Annotated in this window: 18 protein-coding genes; 11 read left to right on the top strand and 7 right to left on the bottom strand. The window is 71.3% G+C overall.

What is annotated here, in order from left to right; translation table 11 throughout:
- The first annotated feature begins 25 nt into the window (after positions 1-25).
- Positions 26-1,147 (top strand): catalase, encoded by a 1,122-nt coding sequence (locus ACVBD7_RS20460; protein ID WP_458095086.1) that lies wholly within the window; start codon positions 26-28, stop codon positions 1,145-1,147.
- A gap of 168 nt (positions 1,148-1,315) precedes the next feature.
- Here the strand turns inward: ACVBD7_RS20460 and ACVBD7_RS20455 are convergent, their stop codons facing one another.
- The 3 genes from ACVBD7_RS20455 to ACVBD7_RS20445 all read right to left on the bottom strand — a co-directional run bounded on the left by ACVBD7_RS20455 (position 1,316) and on the right by ACVBD7_RS20445 (position 6,555).
- Complete coding sequence (locus ACVBD7_RS20455; RefSeq protein ID WP_458095085.1) at positions 1,316-4,423, bottom strand: efflux RND transporter permease subunit; 3,108 nt, start codon at positions 4,421-4,423, stop codon at positions 1,316-1,318.
- The gene (locus tag ACVBD7_RS20450) at positions 4,420-5,598 is read right to left on the bottom strand and encodes an efflux RND transporter periplasmic adaptor subunit (protein ID WP_458095084.1); all 1,179 of its coding nucleotides are present in this window, start codon (positions 5,596-5,598) and stop codon (positions 4,420-4,422) included. Before ACVBD7_RS20450 ends, ACVBD7_RS20455 begins: the two co-directional genes overlap by 4 nt.
- 159 nt (positions 5,599-5,757) lie before the next feature.
- A complete protein-coding gene (locus tag ACVBD7_RS20445; protein WP_458095083.1) occupies positions 5,758-6,555 on the bottom strand; it encodes a DUF3750 domain-containing protein in 798 nt (265 codons plus the stop codon).
- 235 nt (positions 6,556-6,790) lie between these two features.
- Between ACVBD7_RS20445 and ACVBD7_RS20440 the strand changes: the two genes are divergently transcribed.
- The 4 genes from ACVBD7_RS20440 to ACVBD7_RS20425 are packed head-to-tail and all read left to right on the top strand — an operon-like array spanning position 6,791 to position 12,642.
- Positions 6,791-7,549: a Crp/Fnr family transcriptional regulator gene (locus tag ACVBD7_RS20440; protein ID WP_458095082.1), complete on the top strand. Its 759-nt coding sequence runs from the start codon at positions 6,791-6,793 to the stop codon at positions 7,547-7,549.
- A complete protein-coding gene (locus ACVBD7_RS20435; protein WP_458095081.1) occupies positions 7,549-8,559 on the top strand; it encodes a chemotaxis protein CheB in 1,011 nt (336 codons plus the stop codon). Before ACVBD7_RS20440 ends, ACVBD7_RS20435 begins: the two co-directional genes overlap by 1 nt.
- Before the next feature lie 55 nt (positions 8,560-8,614).
- Positions 8,615-12,205 (top strand): CheR family methyltransferase, encoded by a 3,591-nt coding sequence (locus ACVBD7_RS20430; RefSeq protein ID WP_458095080.1) that lies wholly within the window; start codon positions 8,615-8,617, stop codon positions 12,203-12,205.
- On the top strand, positions 12,205-12,642 hold the full coding sequence (locus ACVBD7_RS20425) for a response regulator (RefSeq protein ID WP_458095079.1): 438 nt from the start codon (positions 12,205-12,207) through the stop codon (positions 12,640-12,642). Before ACVBD7_RS20430 ends, ACVBD7_RS20425 begins: the two co-directional genes overlap by 1 nt.
- A gap of 103 nt (positions 12,643-12,745) precedes the next feature.
- Here the strand turns inward: ACVBD7_RS20425 and ACVBD7_RS20420 are convergent, their stop codons facing one another.
- The 3 genes from ACVBD7_RS20420 to ACVBD7_RS20410 form a co-directional block, all read right to left on the bottom strand.
- Positions 12,746-13,024, bottom strand: coding sequence for a hypothetical protein (locus ACVBD7_RS20420; protein WP_458095078.1), 279 nt, complete (start codon positions 13,022-13,024; stop codon positions 12,746-12,748).
- Between the two features lie 143 nt (positions 13,025-13,167).
- Positions 13,168-13,965, bottom strand: a complete 798-nt coding sequence (locus ACVBD7_RS20415; RefSeq protein ID WP_458095077.1) for an ABC transporter permease — start codon at positions 13,963-13,965, stop codon at positions 13,168-13,170.
- Positions 13,962-14,762 carry an ABC transporter ATP-binding protein gene (locus tag ACVBD7_RS20410; protein ID WP_458095076.1) on the bottom strand — a complete coding sequence of 267 codons (801 nt, stop codon included), beginning with the start codon at positions 14,760-14,762 and terminating at the stop codon, positions 13,962-13,964. Before ACVBD7_RS20410 ends, ACVBD7_RS20415 begins: the two co-directional genes overlap by 4 nt.
- A 137-nt stretch (positions 14,763-14,899) precedes the next feature.
- On the opposite strand from ACVBD7_RS20410, the gene ACVBD7_RS20405 reads away from it, so the two are divergent.
- Entirely contained in the window at positions 14,900-15,829 is a 930-nt protein-coding gene (locus ACVBD7_RS20405) for a fatty acid desaturase (protein ID WP_458095075.1), read from the top strand.
- 9 nt (positions 15,830-15,838) lie between these two features.
- On the opposite strand, the gene ACVBD7_RS20400 is transcribed toward ACVBD7_RS20405, so the two are convergent.
- Positions 15,839-16,126: a GNAT family N-acetyltransferase gene (locus tag ACVBD7_RS20400; protein ID WP_458095074.1), complete on the bottom strand. Its 288-nt coding sequence runs from the start codon at positions 16,124-16,126 to the stop codon at positions 15,839-15,841.
- Between the two features lie 132 nt (positions 16,127-16,258).
- On the opposite strand from ACVBD7_RS20400, the gene ACVBD7_RS20395 reads away from it, so the two are divergent.
- From ACVBD7_RS20395 to ACVBD7_RS20375, 5 genes are all read left to right on the top strand, one after another.
- A complete protein-coding gene (locus ACVBD7_RS20395; protein WP_458095073.1) occupies positions 16,259-16,870 on the top strand; it encodes a DUF938 domain-containing protein in 612 nt (203 codons plus the stop codon).
- Between the two features lie 303 nt (positions 16,871-17,173).
- On the top strand, positions 17,174-17,629 hold the full coding sequence (locus ACVBD7_RS20390) for an opioid growth factor receptor-related protein (RefSeq protein WP_458095072.1): 456 nt from the start codon (positions 17,174-17,176) through the stop codon (positions 17,627-17,629).
- Positions 17,630-17,655: 26 nt separating this feature from the next.
- Positions 17,656-18,180 (top strand): MOSC domain-containing protein, encoded by a 525-nt coding sequence (locus ACVBD7_RS20385; protein ID WP_458095071.1) that lies wholly within the window; start codon positions 17,656-17,658, stop codon positions 18,178-18,180.
- A 56-nt stretch (positions 18,181-18,236) separates the two neighbouring features.
- Complete coding sequence (locus ACVBD7_RS20380) at positions 18,237-18,671, top strand: hypothetical protein (protein ID WP_458095070.1); 435 nt, start codon at positions 18,237-18,239, stop codon at positions 18,669-18,671.
- 133 nt (positions 18,672-18,804) lie between these two features.
- Positions 18,805-18,999 carry a twin transmembrane helix small protein gene (locus ACVBD7_RS20375; protein WP_458095069.1) on the top strand — a complete coding sequence of 65 codons (195 nt, stop codon included), beginning with the start codon at positions 18,805-18,807 and terminating at the stop codon, positions 18,997-18,999.
- Positions 19,000-19,148: the final 149 nt, after the last annotated feature.

The following is a 19,148-nucleotide window of genomic DNA, read 5'->3' as shown; positions in this document are numbered from 1 at the left end:
GATGCGCCCATCAGAGGTCGTTGCCATGTCCCGATCTGTCATCACCCGGATCAACGCCAGGCCTCTGGCCGCTGCTGGCGGGCCGGAGCCGTCACGAGTGGCCAGCCGCGCCCGACAGCGCCCGCTGTGTGGCCGTAGGGATGACATGGCCCTCTCCTTCACCGCCCTCATGCTCACGACCATGCTCACGGCCATGCTCACGGCCATGCTGCCGGCCACCGCCAGCGCCCAGGGCACCCCTCCGGCCGATGCGGAGCAGATCGTGGACGCGCTTCGCGCCAATGCGGGCAACATCCCGCACACCCGGCCCACTTTCGCGAAAGGCCAGTGCGCAACAGGCGAGTTCGAGCCAGCGGCTGAAGCGGCGCGCGTCACGCGCTCGGTCAGCTTCACCATGCCCGGGCGCGTCACGGCCCGCTTCTCCGTCGGCAGCGGCAATCCTGCTGTGGCTGACACCAACAGGGCCGTCCTTCGCGGCTTCAGCTTCCGTATCGAGACGGGCGGCTCCGCATCGGAGTTCCTGATGGAGAACGCTCCGGTCCACTTCGCCCGATCGCAGGACCAGATGCTCGCCTTTCTGCGGGCACGCCTTCCCGGCCCGGCCGGCAGCCCTGACGCGGCAAGGGTCCGCGCGTTCTCCGAGGCAAATGACGAGACGCTCAACCAGGCCCGCTTCGTCGCGGGCAGGTCGCTTCCGGGCAGCTTCGCCGGCACGACCTACTGGGGCGTGCACGCCTATCCCGCGACGAATGCGGAGGGCATCACGCGCTTCATCAAGTTCAAGGTCGTTCCGGTCGAAGGGGAGGTGACGCTCTCCGACGAGGAGGCGCGCTCCAGGCCCGCCGACTTCCTTCAGCGCGACCTCGAGCAGCGGGTGGCGGCACGTCGCGTCCGCTTTGATGTCGTCGCGCTTCTCGCCCGGCCCGGCGATCAGACGGCGGACGTCACGCTGCGCTGGCCCGACGAGGACGCGCACGAGGCCGTGCGGCTCGGTTCCCTCGCGATCACATCCCTTGCGGCCAACGAGACGTGCGACGCCGGCTTCTTCGATCCCTCCCGTCTCGCGGAAGGCATTGGGCTGCCCATCGACGACATCTTCGCGGCCCGGCTCTCCGCCTATGCGATCTCGTTCGGGAAGAGGCGCTGAGCCGTTGTCCCCGGGGCGGTGAACAGGCCGCCGCCCCGGGTTAGGAGTTGAACTTTTCCAAGCTGTAACGCCAACGCCAGAGGCGGAAGGCCTGCTCCGGGAAGGCACCAACCGTGGCTGGAAGCAGCACATAAATGAAGGTGGCCCCGTCCTCAGGGGCCAGCCGCACTACTCCGCCGGCGCCGGATGTGCCCCATGCGCCACGCGCCGCCCGCCCCGCCGCAGCCCCTTCACGCTCCGCTCCAGCGCATCGAAGCCGAGATAGAGCACGGGCGTGATGAACAGCGTCAGCACCTGGCTCACCGCCAGCCCGCCCACCACTGCAAGGCCAAGTGGCTGGCGCAACTCTGCCGCCGCACCCCAGCCGGCCGCGATGGGCACTGCACCAGCCGCGGCAGCGAGCGTCGTCATCAGGATCGGCCGGAACCGCAGCACGCAGGCATCGCGCACGGCCACGCGCGGATCGGCACCCTCGCGCTGCCGGCTCAGGGCCACGTCCACGATCATGATGGCGTTCTTTTTCACCAACCCGATCAGAAGAAGCACGCCGATCACCGCGATGACGGAGAGGTCCATCCCGAACAGCCAAAGCGTCGCCAGCGCACCCAGCGCCGCCGCGGGAAGGCCGGAAAGGATGGTGAGCGGATGCACCAGGCTCTCGTAGAGAACGCCCAGCACCACATACATCACGATCACGGCGGCCAGGATCAGCATGCCCTGGCCCGCCAGCGCCTGCTGAAACACCTGCGCCGTGCCGGAGAAGGCGCCGATCACGCCCGGCGGCGGCTGCATCTCCCGCTCCACCGCCTTGATCGCGTCGGTGGCCTGCCCCAGCGCGACGCCGGGCGGCAGGTTGAAGCCGATCGTCACCGCGGGAAGCTGGCCCTGATGCGCCACCGTCAGCGGCCCCGTGCCGCGCTGGATCGTCGCCAGCGCCGAGAGCGGCACCAGCCGCCCGGTGTTGGAGCGGAGATACAGTTTCTGCAGCCCGCTCTCGTCCCGCTGGTCCTCCGGCAGCGCCTCCACGATCACCGGATAGGCGTTCGCCTGGGCATAGATGGTCGAGATCTGCCGCGCCCCGAAGGCGGAGTAGAGCGCCTGGCGCACCTGGTCCACGTTCACGCCCAGCGCGGCGGCGCGGTCACGGTCCACCTGCACGTTCACCACAGGCGCATCCAGCTGCAGGTCCGTGTTCACGTCCTGCAGAAGCGGGCTGGTCCGCAGCCGTGCCGCCAGCCGCTGCGCGAAGTCGTAGAGCGATCCCGATTCCAGCCCCTGCAGCGTGTACATGTACAGCGTGCGGGACTGCCGCGCGCCGAAGTTCAGGTTCTGGATCGGCTGCAGGAACACCTGCATCCCTGGCACGCGGGACGTCTCGCGCCGAAGCCCCTGGATCACGTCAGTCACCAGCGGCCGCTCGGCCCGCGGCTTCAGCTCCACGAACATGCGCCCCTGGTTCACCGAAAGGCTCTGCCCGCTCGCACCGATATTGGAGGAGACGCTCTGCACATGCGGGTTCGCCTTGATAATGGCCGCTACCTGCCCCTGCATCTCCGTCATCGCCTCATAGGAGGCGTCGCGCGGCCCCTCGGTCGAGACGCTGACGAGGCCCGTATCCTCTACCGGGAAGAAGCCCTTCGGCATCGCCACCGCCAGCCAACCGGCAGCCGCCATGGAGGCGAAGAACACGCCCCAGGTTACGATCCGGAAGCGCAGCGCGCGGTCCAGCATCCAGGCATAGCCGCGCTCGATCCCGCGGAATCCCGCCTCCAGGAAGGCATCCACCCGCCCGGGCTTGGCATGCGCCGGCAGCCAGGAGGACATCAGCGGCGTGAGGGTGAGCGAGACGAAGCAGGACACCGCAACGGCCAGCGTCACGGTCGCCGCGAAGGCGTTGAACACGCGCCCCACCACGCCGCCCATCAGCAGGATCGGCAGGAACACCGCCGTCAGCGACAGGGTGATCGAGATGATGGTGAAGCCGATCTCGCGCGAACCCGTCAGCGCCGCCTCGAAGGGATCCATCCCCTCCTCCACGTGCCGGATGATCGCCTCGAGCATCACGATGGCGTCGTCCACCACCAATCCCACGGCCAGGGTCAGCCCCAGCAGCGTCACGTTGTCGATGCCGTAGCCCAGCGCGTACATCAGCGCGAAGGTGCCACAGAGCGAGATGGGCACCGCGACCATCGGGATCAGCGTCGCCATCAGCCGGCGCAGGAACAGCCACACCACGAGCACGACGAGCCCGATCGCGATGACCAGGCTCTCCTGCACGTCATGCACCGCGGCCCGGATCGAGAGCGAGCGGTCGAGCGAGACATCGATCCGCGCCCCCGGCGGCAGCGCCGATTGCAGCTCGGGCAGCGCGGCGAAGACCCCGTCCACCACCTCCACCGTGTTCGCATCCGGCTGGCGCTGCACTGCCAGCGTGAGCCCGCGCACCCCGTTGCGATAGGAGGCGATGCGGTCGTTCTGCACCCCGTCCACCACCTCGGCGATATCGGCCAGCCGCACCGGCGCGCCCGAGCGCCCGGCAACAACAAGATTCCCGAAGGCCTCGGCATCCGGCGGCTGGTCATTCGCCCGCAGCACCAGCTGCTGCCGCTGGCCCGAGAGCGTGCCGACCGGCGTGCTGGAATTGGCCGTCGCCACCGCGCCGCTCACCTGGTCCAGCGTCAACCCCATCGAGGCCAGCCGGTCCGCCCGCATCCGCACGCGGACCGAGTACAGCTGCTCGCCATAGGTCACCACCTGCGCCACCCCCGGCACCCGGGACAGCGCGGGCGAGACAAGGGTCGAGGCGATGTCGTTCAGCTGGTACAGCGGCACGTCGCCGCCCGAGAGCGTCAGCAGCACCACCGGCGCATCCGCCGGGTTCGCCTTCCGGTAGGAAGGCGGCGTCGTCATCTCGATCGGAAGCCGCCGCTGCGCCCGCGTCAGCGCCGCCTGCACATCCTGCGCGGCCGCGTCGATGTTCCGGTTCAGCACGAATTGCAGCGTGATCTGCGTCGTGCCCTGGCCGGAGGTAGAGGAGATCGCGTCGATCCCCGTGATGGTCGAGAATTCCCGCTCCATCGGCAGCGCGACGGAGGTCGCCATCGTCTCCGGGCTCGCCCCCGGCAGCTGCGCGCTGACGGTGATCACCGGGAAGTCCACCCGCGGCACGGCCGCCACCGGCATCAGCCGGTAGCCCATGATCCCCGCGAGCACGATCGCGGCCGAGAGCAGCCCGGTCATGACCGGGCGGCGGATGAAGATCGCGGAAAGGTTCATCGGGCGTCGGCCTGGGCTTGGGCCTGGGTCTGGGTCTGGGCCTGCTGCACCCGCTGCCCGCCGCCGTCAGCCTGGGGCCTTGGCGCCGCCCCGGGGTCCCGCACCGTCACCCGCGCGCCGTCGCGCAGCCGCTCGATGCCCTCGGTCACCACCCGCTCGCCATCGGCTACCTGCCCCTCCACCACCGCGCGCCCGGCCGCCATGCGGACCACGCGCACGGCCACCCGACGCGCCGTGTTCTCCGGCGTCACGGCATAGAGGAAATTGCCCCCCTGCCCCGCCCGCACTGCGGCGATGGGCACGGAGGTCGCGCGCGCATCCACCCGGGGGATCATCACCACCTCCAGGTACTGGCCCGGCCACAGGCGGGACTGCGCGTTGTCGAACCGCGCCTTGAGCTGGATCGTGCCCGTCCCCGTGTCCACCGCGCTGTCCACGAAGACCAGCTCGCCCTCTACCGCCCCGCGCGGGTCGCCCGGCGCCTGGACCCGCACCTTCGCCACCTCGCCCCGCTCCCGCGTCGCGCGCAGCTCGCCCAGCCAACGCTCGGGGACCGCGAAGGCCACGTTGATCGGGTCCGTCTGGGTGATGGTGGCCAGCACCGCGCCCTCGGAGGCCCGCACGAAATTGCCCGACTTCACGGGCAGGGTTCCCAGCCGCCCGGCCGCCTCGGCCCGGATGGTGGCGAACTCGATGCTCAGCCGGGTCTGCGCCACCACCGCCTCACCAGCGCGCACGGTGGCGGCCAGCCCCGTCGCATCCGCCTGCGCCTGCTCCGCCCGCTGGGCCGAGGCATAGGCGTCCGACCGAAGCGAGGCATAGCGCCGCGCATCCGACTGCGCGCGCTCCAGCTGCGCCCGGTCCCGCGCCAGATTGGCCTCCTGCTGGGCCAGCAGCGCCTGGGCGGTGCGGGAATCCAGGGTGAACAGCAGGTCGCCCGCCTTCACCATCTGGCCTTCCTGCACATGGACCCGCTCCACCTGCCCATCCACGCGGGAACGGACCGAGATGATCGAGACCGCCTGCGCCGTGCCGTTCGCCGCCACCTCCACCGGCACCGCACCCACCGTGGCCGGCGCAGCCGCCACGGCCACCGGCGGAGCAGCGGCTTCCTGCGCCTGCGGGGAAGAGGCACCGATCAACAACAGGCAGAAGGCGACGATCGCAGCGCGCATCTCATGGTCCCGGCCGGAAGCCCCTATTCTGGGGGCCGCATGGTTTAACCGAAAGTGTTCTCTGCATCCCGTCGCATGCAGTGACGTATTGTCACGGTGTTTGTGACGTTCCGGGCACGTTCCAAGAACCGGGCCAACCCGGCCCTTCACCCCTGCCGCTCACCCCGGCGCCACAGGAGCCGCCAGCGAAGCGGGCGGCGTGCCCGGCCCGTCCGGCCCGCGCATCCCGATCCGCCCCAGCCCCGGCAGCTTCACCGCCGGCCGGCGGACATCCACCCCCGCCACCGCGCCCAGGATGTTCACCTCCAGCCCCTCCACCCAGCCGAGGGTGACGCCGGCATACCCGCCCAGGCTCAACCGTACCCCGGTGCCCGAGGGCGTGGCCCGCAGCCACCGCCCGTCATAGGGGTAGTCCTTCCCGATCGCGTTCGGCGGCAGCGCCACCCGGATGCCCGGCACTGAGGCCAGCACCGCGGCCACGAAGGTGTTGGAATTCGGCCCCGGCCAGGCCCGGTAATCCCCCTGGTTGCGCCAGGCATAGCCGGCAATGGCCGCCTGCATCGGCGCGATCATCGCCGCTGCCTCCGCCCCATCGGCCGCGAACACCACCTCCGGCACGCTGCCGAACCACCGCCCGTCCGGCTCGAAGCCGTTCAGCCGGATCGGCTCGCCCCAGGCGGTGTAATCGTAGCGCGAATAGCTCCGCGCCCCCTCGGGCTTGATCACGATCCAGCAATGGACGGCGAACACACCCCGCCAGCGAACCGTCGGCGCGGCGAAAACCCGCACCACCGCGCCGGGATTCCGGGCCGCCGGCGGCAACAGCCCCGCGCTGGACCGATCGGCCGCCCACCAGTCCGTTCCGGCCATCCGGACCCGGTACAGCGTAGCGGAAATGCCGAGCGGCAGGATGTAGAACAGGGCAAAGAGGAGCAGCCCGGCTTTGAGGATCGTCATGGTCGGGACCTATGTTTGGTGGCCCCTGCCGCACCGCAACCGTCCCTGCCACCCCGGAGTCCCGCGCCGTCCCTGTCCCCGTCCCGTCAATCATCCGTCAGAATACCGCGAGGCCCGCCGAAATGCGGAGTGGTCCTCCAGGCCTTTAATTTAGGTTAGCCAGGGCGGCCACGGATCGGTGGGACAGTTGCGAACCGGTCAGCCCAGAGGGCGTCTTGCAGGAGTACCACTACGGATGATCGCCCTCGACATGCCACCGCCCGGGCCGGGGGACTTCCTCTTCCGGCGCCTCAACGGCCTCTCGGCCCTCACCCCCGCCGACCGCGCCCTCCTCTCCTTCGTCAGCCCCAGCACCCAACTCCACCACGGCGGCGAGGAGCTGAACGAACAGGGTGAGCCGGTGCGCGAGGCGCGGCTGATCCTCTCGGGCTGGGCCGGCACCGTCCGCGTCCTCCCCGACGGTCGCCGGCAGATCTTCCGCCTCATGCTGCCGGGCGACGTGATCGGCCGCTGCGACCAGCCCCAGCCCCTGGCCCTCTCCACCACCCAGGCCCTCACCGTGCTGGAAACCGTCGAGCTGGAGCCCGTGCTGGCCCCGCTCCGCGCCGATGCCGCCTCCCAGTCCCGCCTGCGCGAAGCCCTGTGCCTCGATGCCGCGCTGGAACAGGCCGCCCTGCTCGACCACCTGATGCGCCTCGGCCGCCAGACGGCGATGGAGCGCACCGCCCACCTCCTGCTCGAGCTGCGCCACCGCCTCTCGGCCGTCGGCCTCGCGGGCCCGGACCGCTTCCCCCTGCCCCTCACCCAGGAAACCCTGGCGGACACGCTCGGCCTCAGCACGGTCCATATGAACCGCACGCTGCAGGAACTTCGCCGCGCCCGCCTCCTCCGGCTTGAGCGCGGCCAGGTCGAGCTGCCCGACCCCGACCGCCTGGCCGGAATCGCGGACTACACGCCGCCCCGCATCTCCTCCCGGATGCCCGCGACCCGCTGATGCGTCGGGATGTCGTGGCCATCGGCGGCTCGCTGGGAAGCACCGCCGTCCTCAGGCGCATCATCGGCGGCCTCCCGGAAGGCTTCCCGGCCGCCCTCCTCATCGCCACCCATGTGCCAGCCAGCAGCGCGGGCTACCTTGCCGATGCCCTGGCCGGGCACTCCGCCCTGCCCATCGGCCTGGCGGTGGACGGCCAGCCCGTGGAACCCGGCCGGATCTACATCGCCGTGCCGGACCGCCACCTGATGGTGGCGGAGGGCGCCATCATGCTCGGCACCGGCCCGCGGGAGAACATGGCCCGACCGGCGGTTGACCCCCTCTTCCGCTCCGTCGCCCTGTCCTACGGCCCCCGCGCCATCGGCCTCGTCCTCACCGGCCTGCTGAACGACGGTGCCTCGGGCCTCGGCGCCATCAAGGCCATGGGCGGCGTCGCCATGGTGCAGCACCCGCTGGATGCGGAGGCGGAGGACATGCCCCGCGCCGCGCTGGAAACGGTGGAGGTGGACCATGTCGGCCGCGCCGACGAGCTGGCCGGCCTTCTCGGCGTCCTGGCAGGCTCGCCCGCGGGCCCGGCCGGGCCCATGCCGCCGGAACTGGAGCTGGAGGTTGCGATCGCCGCCGGCCGCCGCCTCGGCTCGGACCAGCTCCGCGGCATGGCCGACCCCGTCCCCCTCAGCTGCCCCCATTGCCACGGCGTGATGTCGGAGATGCGCGGCGTCCGGCCGCTGCGCTACCGCTGCCAGATCGGCCACGCCTTCACCGCCGAGGCTCTGGTCGCCTCGCAGGAGGGCGGCGTGGGCGAGGCGCTGCGCATCGCCATGCGGATGATGGAGGAGCGCGTCGAGCTGGTCACCCGCATGGCGCGGGAGGCACGGGAGAGCGGCCGCAATGCCGTCGCCGAGCTCTACGAGTCCCGCGCCACCGAGTACACCGGCTACGCCGCCACCCTCCGCCGGGCGGCAACGATGGATCTGCGCATGTCGCGCCAGGCCAGGCCGCAGGAAATCTAGGAAGCCGGAAGCCGGACAGCGGCCTATAACCCCGACTTCCAGGGAGTTCGACATAGTGAGCCTTGCGGAGCCAGAGGGCGCCCCGCCGGCGGGGCCCACCCGGCCGGAACCGGTCGCCGTCGTCGGCCTCGGCGCCTCCGCGCCCGCCTTCCCCGTCATCGTGCGGCTATTCGGCCTCATGGCGCGGGATAGCGGCGCCGCCTTCGTCATCGTTTCCGAATCCCGCGACGCCATCGACGCGGAGGCCCTGGTGCAAACCCTGAACGAGGGCGGCCTCCTTCCCGCCCAGCTCGCCGCCGACGGCCAGCGCCTGGAGCCGAACCGGATCTACGTCTCCCCCGTGGGCATGATGACCACGCTATCGGACGGCCATCTCCGCATCACTCCCCCGCACGAACGGCCCGGCCACCGCGGCACGATCGACACCTTCCTCATCTCCCTGGCCGACCACCAGCGGGAGGCGGCGGTCGGCATCATCCTCGCCGCCGCGTCGGATGCCGGTAGCATCGGCGTCGCCCGCCTCAAGGCCTGCGGCGGCCTCATCCTCGCCCAGGGCAAAGATCGGGGCGAAAATCAGGGCGAAGACCAGATCGAACCGGGCGGTACGGACGGCGCCGCCGGAATGGCCGACTTCCGCGTGCCGCTGGACGAGATCCCCGCGCGCCTGACCGCTCTCGTTCGCCATCTCGCCGCCCTCGATGCGCCGGAGGAGACCGCGTCGCTGCGCGACACCGGCGAGAGCCGCCTGCCCGCCATCGCCACCATCCTGCGCAACCGCACCGGCCACGACTTCCACGGCTACAAGGCCAACACCTTTCTCCGCCGCATCCAGCGCCGGATGCATGTGCTGCGCACCGACAGGCTGGACGATTATGTGGAGCGGCTGCGCGCGGAGCCCGAGGAGGTGCAGAACCTCTTCGAGGACCTGCTGATCGGCGTCACCCAGTTCTTCCGCGACCCGGCCGAGTTCGAGCTGCTGGAGCGCCAGGTCATCCCCGCCCTGCTGCGCGACAAGACAGCAGCGGACACGATCCGGCTCTGGGTGCTCGGCTGCGCCACCGGCGAGGAGGCCTACTCCCTCGCCATGCTCCTGCGCGAGGCGACCGCGCCGATGGACGCGCCCCCGCATCTCCAGATCTTCGCGACGGACATCGACGGCCGCGCGCTCGCCGTCGCCCGCGCCGGCCGCTACCCACAATCCATCGAGAGCGACATCTCGCCCGAGCGCCTGGCCCGCTGGTTCGTCCGCGAGGGCGAGACCTGTGTCATCCACAAGGACCTGCGCGAGATCTGCATCTTCTCCGCGCACAACGTCATCAAGGACGCGCCCTTCTCGCGCACCGACCTCGTCTCCTGCCGCAACCTGCTCATCTATCTGAACGCGGACCTGCAGGACCGCGTCATCCCGCTCTTCCACTTCGCCCTCCGACCCGGCGGCTACCTGTTCCTCGGCCCGTCGGAGAACGTGACCCGACACGCCCGCCTCTTCGCGCCGCTGGACCGCAAGCACCGCGTATTTCAGCGGCAGGAAACCCCCACCCGCGTCTTGCCGGAGTTTCCCCTCACCGCCCGCCCCGCTTCCGGCCTGCCCATGGGGGCGGAGCCGATCGCCCGCGCCCTGCCCAGCGCCACGCTCGGCCGCCGCGCCGAGCGCATCGTGGAGCGCTACGCCCCGGCCTATGTCATCGCGGACGCCGAGTACCACGTCCTCAACTTCTCCGGCCGTACTGGCCCCTTCCTCGACCCCAGCAGCGGCGTGGCCAACCTCAACCTTCTCAACCTCGTCCATCGCGACCTGCGGCTGGACCTGCGCGCCGCCCTGCTGCGCGTCGCCTCCGAGCGCCGCACCGTCCGCATCGGCCCGCTCCGCATGGGCGAGGAGGGCGAGGCGCGCCGCGTCGGCCTCTCCGTCGAGCCGCTGGGCGAACACGCCCAGGACCCGCCGCACTTCGTCGTCCTGTTCCAGGATCTCGGCCCCGATGCGGCCGCCGATGGCGAGGACGTGCTGCGGGACCCCGCCATTCTGCGCGACGAGCACGTGCTGCGCCTTGAGGGCGAGCTGCGCCTCACGAAAGACCGCTTGCAGGCCACGATCGAGGAGTTGGAGAGCACCAACGAGGAGCTGAAATCCTCCAACGAGGAATACCAGTCGATCAACGAGGAGCTGCAATCCGCCAACGAGGAGCTGGAGACCTCCAAGGAGGAGCTGCAATCCGTCAACGAGGAACTGCAGACCGTCAACGGCGAGCTGGCGCATCGCGTGAACGACCTGGCGCGCACCAACAGCGACCTCAAGAACCTTCTCGAATCCACGCAGATCGCCACCCTGTTCCTCGACAACGACCTGCGGGTGAAGAGCTTCACGCCGAGCATGTCCGAGGTGTTCCACCTCATCGACAGCGATCTCGGCCGCCCCATCGCCCATATTGCCCCCCGCGTGCCCTATCCGGAGATGGCCGACGACCTGCGGCGCGTCCTCCGCACCCTCTCGAGCACCGAGCGCGAGATCGGCCGGGTGGAGGGCCGGCGCTTCCTCGTCCGCGTGCTGCCCTATCGCAGCGTGGACAACTTCATCGCCGGCGCCGTGCTCACCTTCCTCGACATCACCGAGACCGCCCGCGCCCAGGAGGCCATGCGCCAGGCCGAGGAGCGCGCCCGGCTGGCCGCCTCCGCCGCCCGGATCGTGACCTTCGAGCTCAACCTTGCCTCCGGCCGCTTCACCCATTCCGAGAGCTTCGAGCCGGTCTTCGGCATGGCCCCGCCCAGCACGCTGGCCGCCATGATCTCGGCCGCCCATCCCGAGGACCGCGACCGTCTCACCCTCGCCTTCGACCGCGCCGTGGCGCTTGGCGAGCCGCTGGACGCCGAGGCCCGCCTCCTCTCCGGCCGGCGGGAGCTCTGGATCCGCTTCAGTGGCGCCCGCGCCGACGGCCAGGTGCTGGGCATCTTCCAGGACGTGGACGACCGCAGGCGCGCCCAGGCCCAGCAGTCCCTCCTCATGGCCGAGCTGCAGCACCGGGTGAAGAACATCCTCGCCGTCGTCCGCTCCATCACCCGCCGCTCGCTCGACAGCGCCGAGAGCCTGGACGAGCTGCGCAGCCACTTCACCGGCCGCATCGACGCCCTGGCCCGCACCCAGAGCGTGCTCGCCAACCGCGGGGTCGAGGGCGTGCGGCTGGACGAGCTGGTGCGCGACGAGCTGGCCGCCAGCCTCGGCCATGATGGCGAGCAGGTGGAGATCGAGGGCCCGCCCATCCTGCTGAAGGACAAGGCGGCCGAGACCTTCGCGCTCGCGGTCCACGAGCTGACCACCAACGCGGTGAAGTACGGCGCCTTGTCCGACCCGAACGGCCGGCTGCGCGTGAGCTGGCGCATCCTGCACACGAGCGGCGGCGAGCGCCTCACCCTCGAGTGGCGGGAACAGGGAGTGCGGCTACTCGACACCCGGCCGTCGCGCAGCGGCTTCGGCCGCCGCCTCATCGAGCGCGGCCTGCCCTACGACCTGGATGCCGTGACGGCGCTGGAATTCCTGCCCGGCGGGGTGCGCTGCACGGTGGAGCTGCCACTCGGCTCCCGCGTGGTCGCCCTCGGGCCTGACGAGGGATGGGACGCCGCCCCCCATCCGGAACGGGAGGCGGAAGCGTGATGGACGTTCAGAACAAGACCGGGGAACCCACCGAGCGACGAGGCGGGGGGTCGGCCGGCAGGCCGCTGGTCGGCCTCGCCGTGATGGTGGTCGAGGACCAGTACCTGATCGCCGAGGACATGTGCCTTCTCGTCGAGCGGCTCGGGGGCACGGTGATCGGCCCGGTCTCACGCGTCGCCTCCGCCCTGGCCACGCTGGAAAGGCAGCGCCCGGATCTCGCCCTGCTGGACGTGAACCTGGAGGGGGAGCGGGTCTATGCCGTCGCCACCGCCCTGCGCGAGTCCGGCATCCCCTTCGTCTTTACCACGGGCTACGACGCCTCCGTGATCGACCCGCGCTTCCGCGACACCCCGCATCTCGAGAAGCCGATCGCGGAGATGGCGCTCATGGGCGTGCTGCGTCGCTGGGGCATAGCCGGCGCCGCCCCCGCGCCCTGAGCCTTGGGGCGGGCCCCGCCCCATCGCCCGTATCACGGCAGCGCTCGAGGGCGCCCGCTCGCAAGGCGTGTCCCGCGGCGTCCAGCCGGCGCCGCGTCCCGCCTCAGCCGGCTGCCCCGGCAACCCGCGCAGGCACCGCCGGCATTGCCACCGACACCGGCCCGGACAGCACGGGCTCATGCGCGGCAACAACCGCCACCAGCCGCGCCCGCAGCAGGGCCGCTTCGGCCCCTGTCATGGGCGCCTCGGCCACGCATCGCTCCAGCTCGGTCCGGAGCGCGCGGAAGGCCGCCACCCGATCCGGTGCCGGCACGCGCCCGAGCACCCGATCCAGCGCCTCCCCGACCGCATCCTCCAGCGTCGCGTCACCGTCTTCGTCCATTCGTCCCCCTCCGCATCCCGGCCGTATCCAGCATGCCTGGTCCTCGACCCTAGGACTCGGCCCCGAGCCGACGCATTAGCGCATAGTAAGAACGACCGGTCATTCCATACAATGTGACAGGTCACACAACGTGACAGGCCCGCTCAGCGCTCCCGCCCCAGCGCGCTCTCATGCCAGCGCCGCAGCAGAAGGTGCGAGACGAGCGACAGCAGCAGGAAAATCGCTATCCCCGAGAGCGAGATCAGCGCCAGCGCCGCGAACATGCGCGGGATCTGCAGCTGGTACCCCGCCTCCAGGATGCGATAGGCCAGGCCCGACCCCGCGCCCCCCGCCCCCGCCACGAACTCCGCCACGATCGCCCCGATCAGAGACAGCCCGCCCGAGATCCGCAGCCCCGCCAGGAAGAAGGGCAGCGCGGAGGGCAGCCGCAGATGCAGCAGCGTCTGCCAGCGCGACGCGCCGAGCAGCCGGAACAGGTCCTCGAGGTTCCGGTCCGTCCCCGCCAGCCCCGCGCCGGTGTTCGAGACGATGGGAAAGAACGCGACGATCCAGGCGCAGATCAGCAGCGCCGCCGGCACGTCGTCCACCCAGATGATGATGAGCGGCGCGATGGCGACGACCGGCGTCACCTGCAGGATCACCGCGATCGGCAGGAAGGTCATCTCCACCAGCCGCGAGCCGCTGAACAGCACCGAGAGCACCACCCCCGACACCACCGCCGCCAGCAGCGCCAGCATCGTGATCCGCAGCGTCACCGCCAGCGCGGCCGACAGCGTCCCCCAATCCGCCACCAGCGCGCGGGCGATCGCGACCGGCCCGGGCAGCACATAGGCAGGCACGGCGAAGTGCCGCACCGCCAACTCCCACCCGCCCAGCAGCAGCAGCCCCATCACGGCAGGCGCCAGCACCCGCGCCCAACCCGGCACCTCCGCCCCGCTCATGCCGCCATGGCCCCTTCCAGCGCTGCCGAAACGGTGCGGCACAGCGCGGCATAGCCGGGCGAGGTGCGGTACGCCTGATCGCGCGGCCCCAGTGCTTCCCCCTTCGGCGCGGCGACCGGCACCTCCGCATGCACCCGCCCCGGCCCCGCCGCCATCACCACCACGCGGCCGGAGAGCAGGACGGATTCGAACACCGAATGCGTCACGAACACCGCCGTGAAGCGCTGCGCCTCCCACAGCCGCAGCAGGTCGTCGTTCAGCCGGTTGCGCGTGATCTCGTCAAGCGCGGCGAAGGGCTCGTCCAGAAGCAGCACCTCCGGCTCCGTCACCAGCGCGCGCGCGATCGAGACCCGCATCCGCATGCCGCCCGACAGCTCCCGCGGATACAGCGCCCCGGCCGCCTCCAGCCCCACCCGCGCCAGCATTGCCGCCGCCCGCGCGCGCCGCGCCGCCCAGGGCACACCCGCCAGCATCAACGGCAGCGCCACGTTATCCAGCGCCGTCTTCCAGGGCATCAGCGTCGGCTCCTGAAACACGAAGCCCAGCCGCGGCCGCACGCCCCCCGCCCAGTCGATCCGGCCCTCCGAAACCGTGGCCAGCCCCGCGATCATCCGCAGCACCGTGCTCTTGCCGCAGCCCGAAGGCCCGAGAAGGCTGACGAACTCCCCCGGCGCGATCTCCAGTTCCATCCCCTGCACCGCCGGCGCAGCACGGCCATAGCGCTTGCCCACCCCCCGCAGCGCCACCAGCGGCTGCGCGGCCGCCTCGCGGCTCATGCTCGGGACGGGATCGGGCATCGGGCGGGCCCCTCCTCGCGGCACCTGGCCCGCCTTGCACGCCCCGGGCCGCCTTGACCAGACCGCACGCACCGCCTCCCCCCGCGCGGCGCGGCATTTGCTTGCAGCCCATTCGGAGCCAGGAGGAGGGTTACGGCATGAGCACCACGATGATGGCGGCCCCCAAGCCGCGCGAGATGATGCATCTCAACACCCGGTCCGACGCGCGCGGCGCGACCCGGGCGGGGATCCACATCGCCCTCATCCTGGCCAGCGGCGCGCTCACCGCCTGGCTCTGGGCCCGGGGCCTGACCCTTTTCCTCCTGCCCGCCATGGCCCTGGCCGGCGCCATCCAGGCCGCCCTCTTCGCGCCCCTGCACGAGACCTGCCACTACACCGCCTTCAAGTCCCGCCGCGTGAACGCCGCCTTCGGCTGGCTCGTGGCGCTCACGGCCCTGCGGAACTGGCATTTCTACCAGGCCTTCCACCTCGCCCATCACAAGCACACCCAGGACCCCGAGCACGACCCGGAGCTGTCCCCGCCGCCCCCCGGCACCATCCCCGCCCTTCTCACCCGCTTCGTCGGCCTGCCCTACTGGCGCGCCCAGCTCACGGTCTGGGCCCGCGCCTGGAAGGGCGACCTCTCGGCCTATCCGTTCATCCACCCCGCCGCTGCGCCGCGCATCATCGCCAGCATCCGCGCGGGCTCGGCCCTCACCATCGCGCTCGCCCTCGCCGCCAGCCTCGCCTTCGGCTGGATGGCGGTGTTCCTCTTCTGGGTCGGCCCCCAGCTCCTCGGCCAGCCCCTGCTGCGCCTCTATCTGCTCAGCGAACACACAGGCTGCACCGAGGACAGCAACGGCCTCACCAACACCCGCACCATGATGACCACCGCCCCCGTGCGCCTGCTCATGTGGGAGATGCCCTTCCACGCCGAGCACCACCTCTACCCCTTCATCCCCTTCCACCGCCTGCGCGACGCCCACGCCCTGCTGCGGGACCGCCTGGCCGAGATCGGCCCCGGCTATGTCCGCTGGAACGCCGACCACATCCGCACGCTGAGCAAGTCCGGGCGCAAGCCGGGCTGAGGCGCCGCTTCAGTCCTCGGCGGCGACCAGATCCGCGTATTCCGGGTGCTTGCCGATCCAGGCGGCCACGAAGGAGCAGCTCGGCACCACCATCAGCCCCTCCGCCCGGATCAGGTCCAGCGCGCCCCGCACCAGCCGCGACCCCACACCCTGCCCGGACAGTTCCTCGGGCACCTCGGTGTGCACCAGCTCGATCACCCCATCCCCGCGCCGCCGATAGGCGATGATGGCGGTCGCCCCGCCCTCCTCCATCTCGAAGCGGTGCCACTCGCGATGATCCGTGACCTGCCCTGCCATTTCGCGCCGCTTCCCATTCCATCGCCGGCCCAGGATCGGGCCCGCCCAAGGGTGGCAACGCACCAGCCCCGCCGCAATCCGCCTCACCCCCAGGGGATGACAGCCCCGCGCCCCACCCCCAGGCTGCCCGCCATGAGCCAGCCACCCGACGACACCCGGCGCCACGCCCCCGCCGCCGCCCGCAACCGGGACCCCATCCTCGCCACCCTGCGCCCCCTCCTTCCCGCCCGGGGCCTGGTCCTGGAGATCGCCAGCGGCACCGGCGAGCACGCCGCCCATCTCGCCGCCGCCCTCCCCCACCTCACCTTCCAGCCCAGCGACCCCGATAGCGCCTCCCGCGCCAGCATCGACGCCTGGTGCGCCGGCCTCCCCAACATCCGCTCCGCCCTCGCCCTGGACGCCGCCACCCCCGACTGGCCCATCGCCGCCGCAGACGCCGTCCTCTGCATCAACATGATCCACATCGCCCCCTGGCCCGCCACGCCCGGCCTGATGCAGGGCGCCGCCGCCCGCCTGCCCCCGGGCGCCCCCCTCCTCCTCTACGGCCCCTTCCGCCGGAACGGCCGCCACACCGCCCCCAGCAACGCCGCCTTCGACGAAAGCCTTCGCGCCCGGAACCCCGAATGGGGCGTGCGAGACCTCGAAACCGTCGCCGCCACCGCCGCGGAGCACGGCTTCTCCGCACCCGACATCCACGAAATGCCCGCCAACAACCTCATCCTCGCCTTCCGGCGCCGCGGCTGACCCGTCGCGCGGGTGGCCCCAGGAAGGCGTCGCCTCCCTGGACCCTCCACCGGGGTGGCAACGGCCACCCCGGACCCCGCGATCGGTTTTTCCGGGCACCCAGCGATCAGAGTCAGCGCCGCAGGCAATTCTCTCTGGCGCCAAAACCGCCCCGTCAGTCGCCTGAGGTCATCGACCTCAGGCGCACCCACCCCAAACAGATGGTGGGGTCCGGGGAGCATCATGCTCCCCGGTGGAGGGGGTACGGGGGAGGCAACGCCTCACCCGGGCCAACCACGCCCCCGCACCCCGCGTTTCCCATCCATGCCCACCCCTCTCCACGCCTTCCTCAGCGGCAGCGCCCCGGATTCCCGCGGCCGCCGGATCGGCGACATCCTTGCCTTTGACGACGCCCGCATTGAATCCGTGCACGACTTCATCCAGTGGCTCTTCCCTCTCCCGGAACCGAGCCGCGCCGTCCCCAACTCTCCCGTCCTCACCCCCGAGGACGCCGCTGCCATCCGCGCCGACCCGCGCGCGCAGGACGGGCTGCGCGACGCCCTGGCCCGCATAGCCCGCTTCTACGAAGCCACCGATGCTTGGCTCACCCCCTTCGACCACAACCACCTCCGCATCACCCGCATCCTCTCGGCCACCCGCAACCTGCTCGGCCCCGAGGCTGCCCGCGCCTTCCACGCGCATGTCACGGCCCTGAACGGGACGGCGGGCGCGCCCATCAACGCGGAATCCCTGCGCCACTGGTCGCGCGCCCTCGGCTGACCGCGTGTCAGGGGCTAGAAGCCCGCATGGCCGAAGCTCTCCACGCCCCCACCCCCGGCTCGATGCTCGCCCGCCTGATCGACGGCCATGTCGCCCCGGGCCGCCTGACCTGGATCGGCCTCCGCCCCGCCCGGCGCGAGCCCATGGATGTGGTGGAGGAAGCCCTCGCCGAACCCGGCCAGGGCCTGCGGGGAGACCGGTTCTCCAGCACCCGCAACGGGACCCGCCAGGTCACCCTCATTTCTGGCGAGCACCTCCGCTCCATCGCCGCCTATCTGTCGCTGGAGGAGGTCTCGCCGCACCGCCTGCGCCGCAACCTCGTCACCTCGGGCATCAATCTCTCCGCCCTGAAGCACCGGCGCTTCCGCATCGGGGCCGCGCTGCTGGAATATTCCGGCGAATGCCACCCCTGCACCCGCATGGACGAGGAATTGGGCCAGGGCGGCTACAATGCCGTGCGCGGCCATGGCGGCATCACTGCCCGCGTGCTGGAAGGCGGCCCGATCCGTGTCGGCGATGCCGTGACGCGCCTGTTGGACCGGGCCGGCTGAACGCCCGGCCCCCGGCACGCGTTCCATTCGCCATGAGCCCTGGCATGAACCCCAGCATGAACCCCGCCACAGACCAGTCCAACGACCCGCCGCCGATGGTCGAGCTGATCGAATCCCGCCTGGAACGCCTCGACCTCACGCCCGAGGCCGCCTTCCGCCAGGCCGGCCTCCCGCCCGACCTCCTGGTGCGCCTGCGCGACGGCACCGCCCCGGTTCCCCGAGGCGCGCGGCTGGTGCGCCTGGCCGAGGTGCTCGGCACCTCCGTCTCGTGGCTCGTGGGCCTGGACCCGGATGTCGCACCCCCCGCCGAGATGCTGGAGGAGGAGCAGGGCAGCCTCGGCCTCCTCGCCGGTGACGAGGAAGCCCTCCTCCGCGCCTACCGCTCGCTGGACTTCCCCACCAAGGCCGCACTCCTCACGGTGGTGCGCAAAATGACCGGCCCCGAACCCGTCCCGGACGTCCCGGCAAAGGCCCGCCGCAAGCCGGGCTGATCACCTGTCAACGCGCGGAAATCTCAAGGAAATCCGCGCCGAAAACCCCTGCCGGCCCTGCCGTCCTGCCATGCCCGGAGCGAGGGCGGGCAACCGTTGCGCACGGCGCACCTCTCCCCACATCCCTCCCATCATGATCACCTTCCTCACCATCCTCGTCGCCCTTGGGATGCTCGGCACCCTGGGCACCCTGCTCTTCGGCATGGTCGGCATGGTCCGAGGCAGCGACGACGCCCAGCGCTCCAACGCGCTGATGCGCTGGCGCGTGACCCTCCAGGCCGTCACGCTGCTGCTCTTCGCCCTGCTGCTCTACATGATGCGCGGCTGAGCCGCCCGCCCCGGTGGCGGCCCGCTCCGGCCGCCCCTGCCTGACGCGCGCCCTGCCTGACACGGACCGGCCTGCCGGCCCCGCTTGCCGCACCTGGGGGCGCGTCCTATAGACCCCGCTCGATTCCGCGGATGCGAAGGCCTGCAAAG

The organism is Roseomonas sp. WA12, from assembly GCF_054165765.1.
Note: the sequence above shows the minus strand (reverse complement) of the source record. Positions and strands in the feature narration are given on the sequence as shown.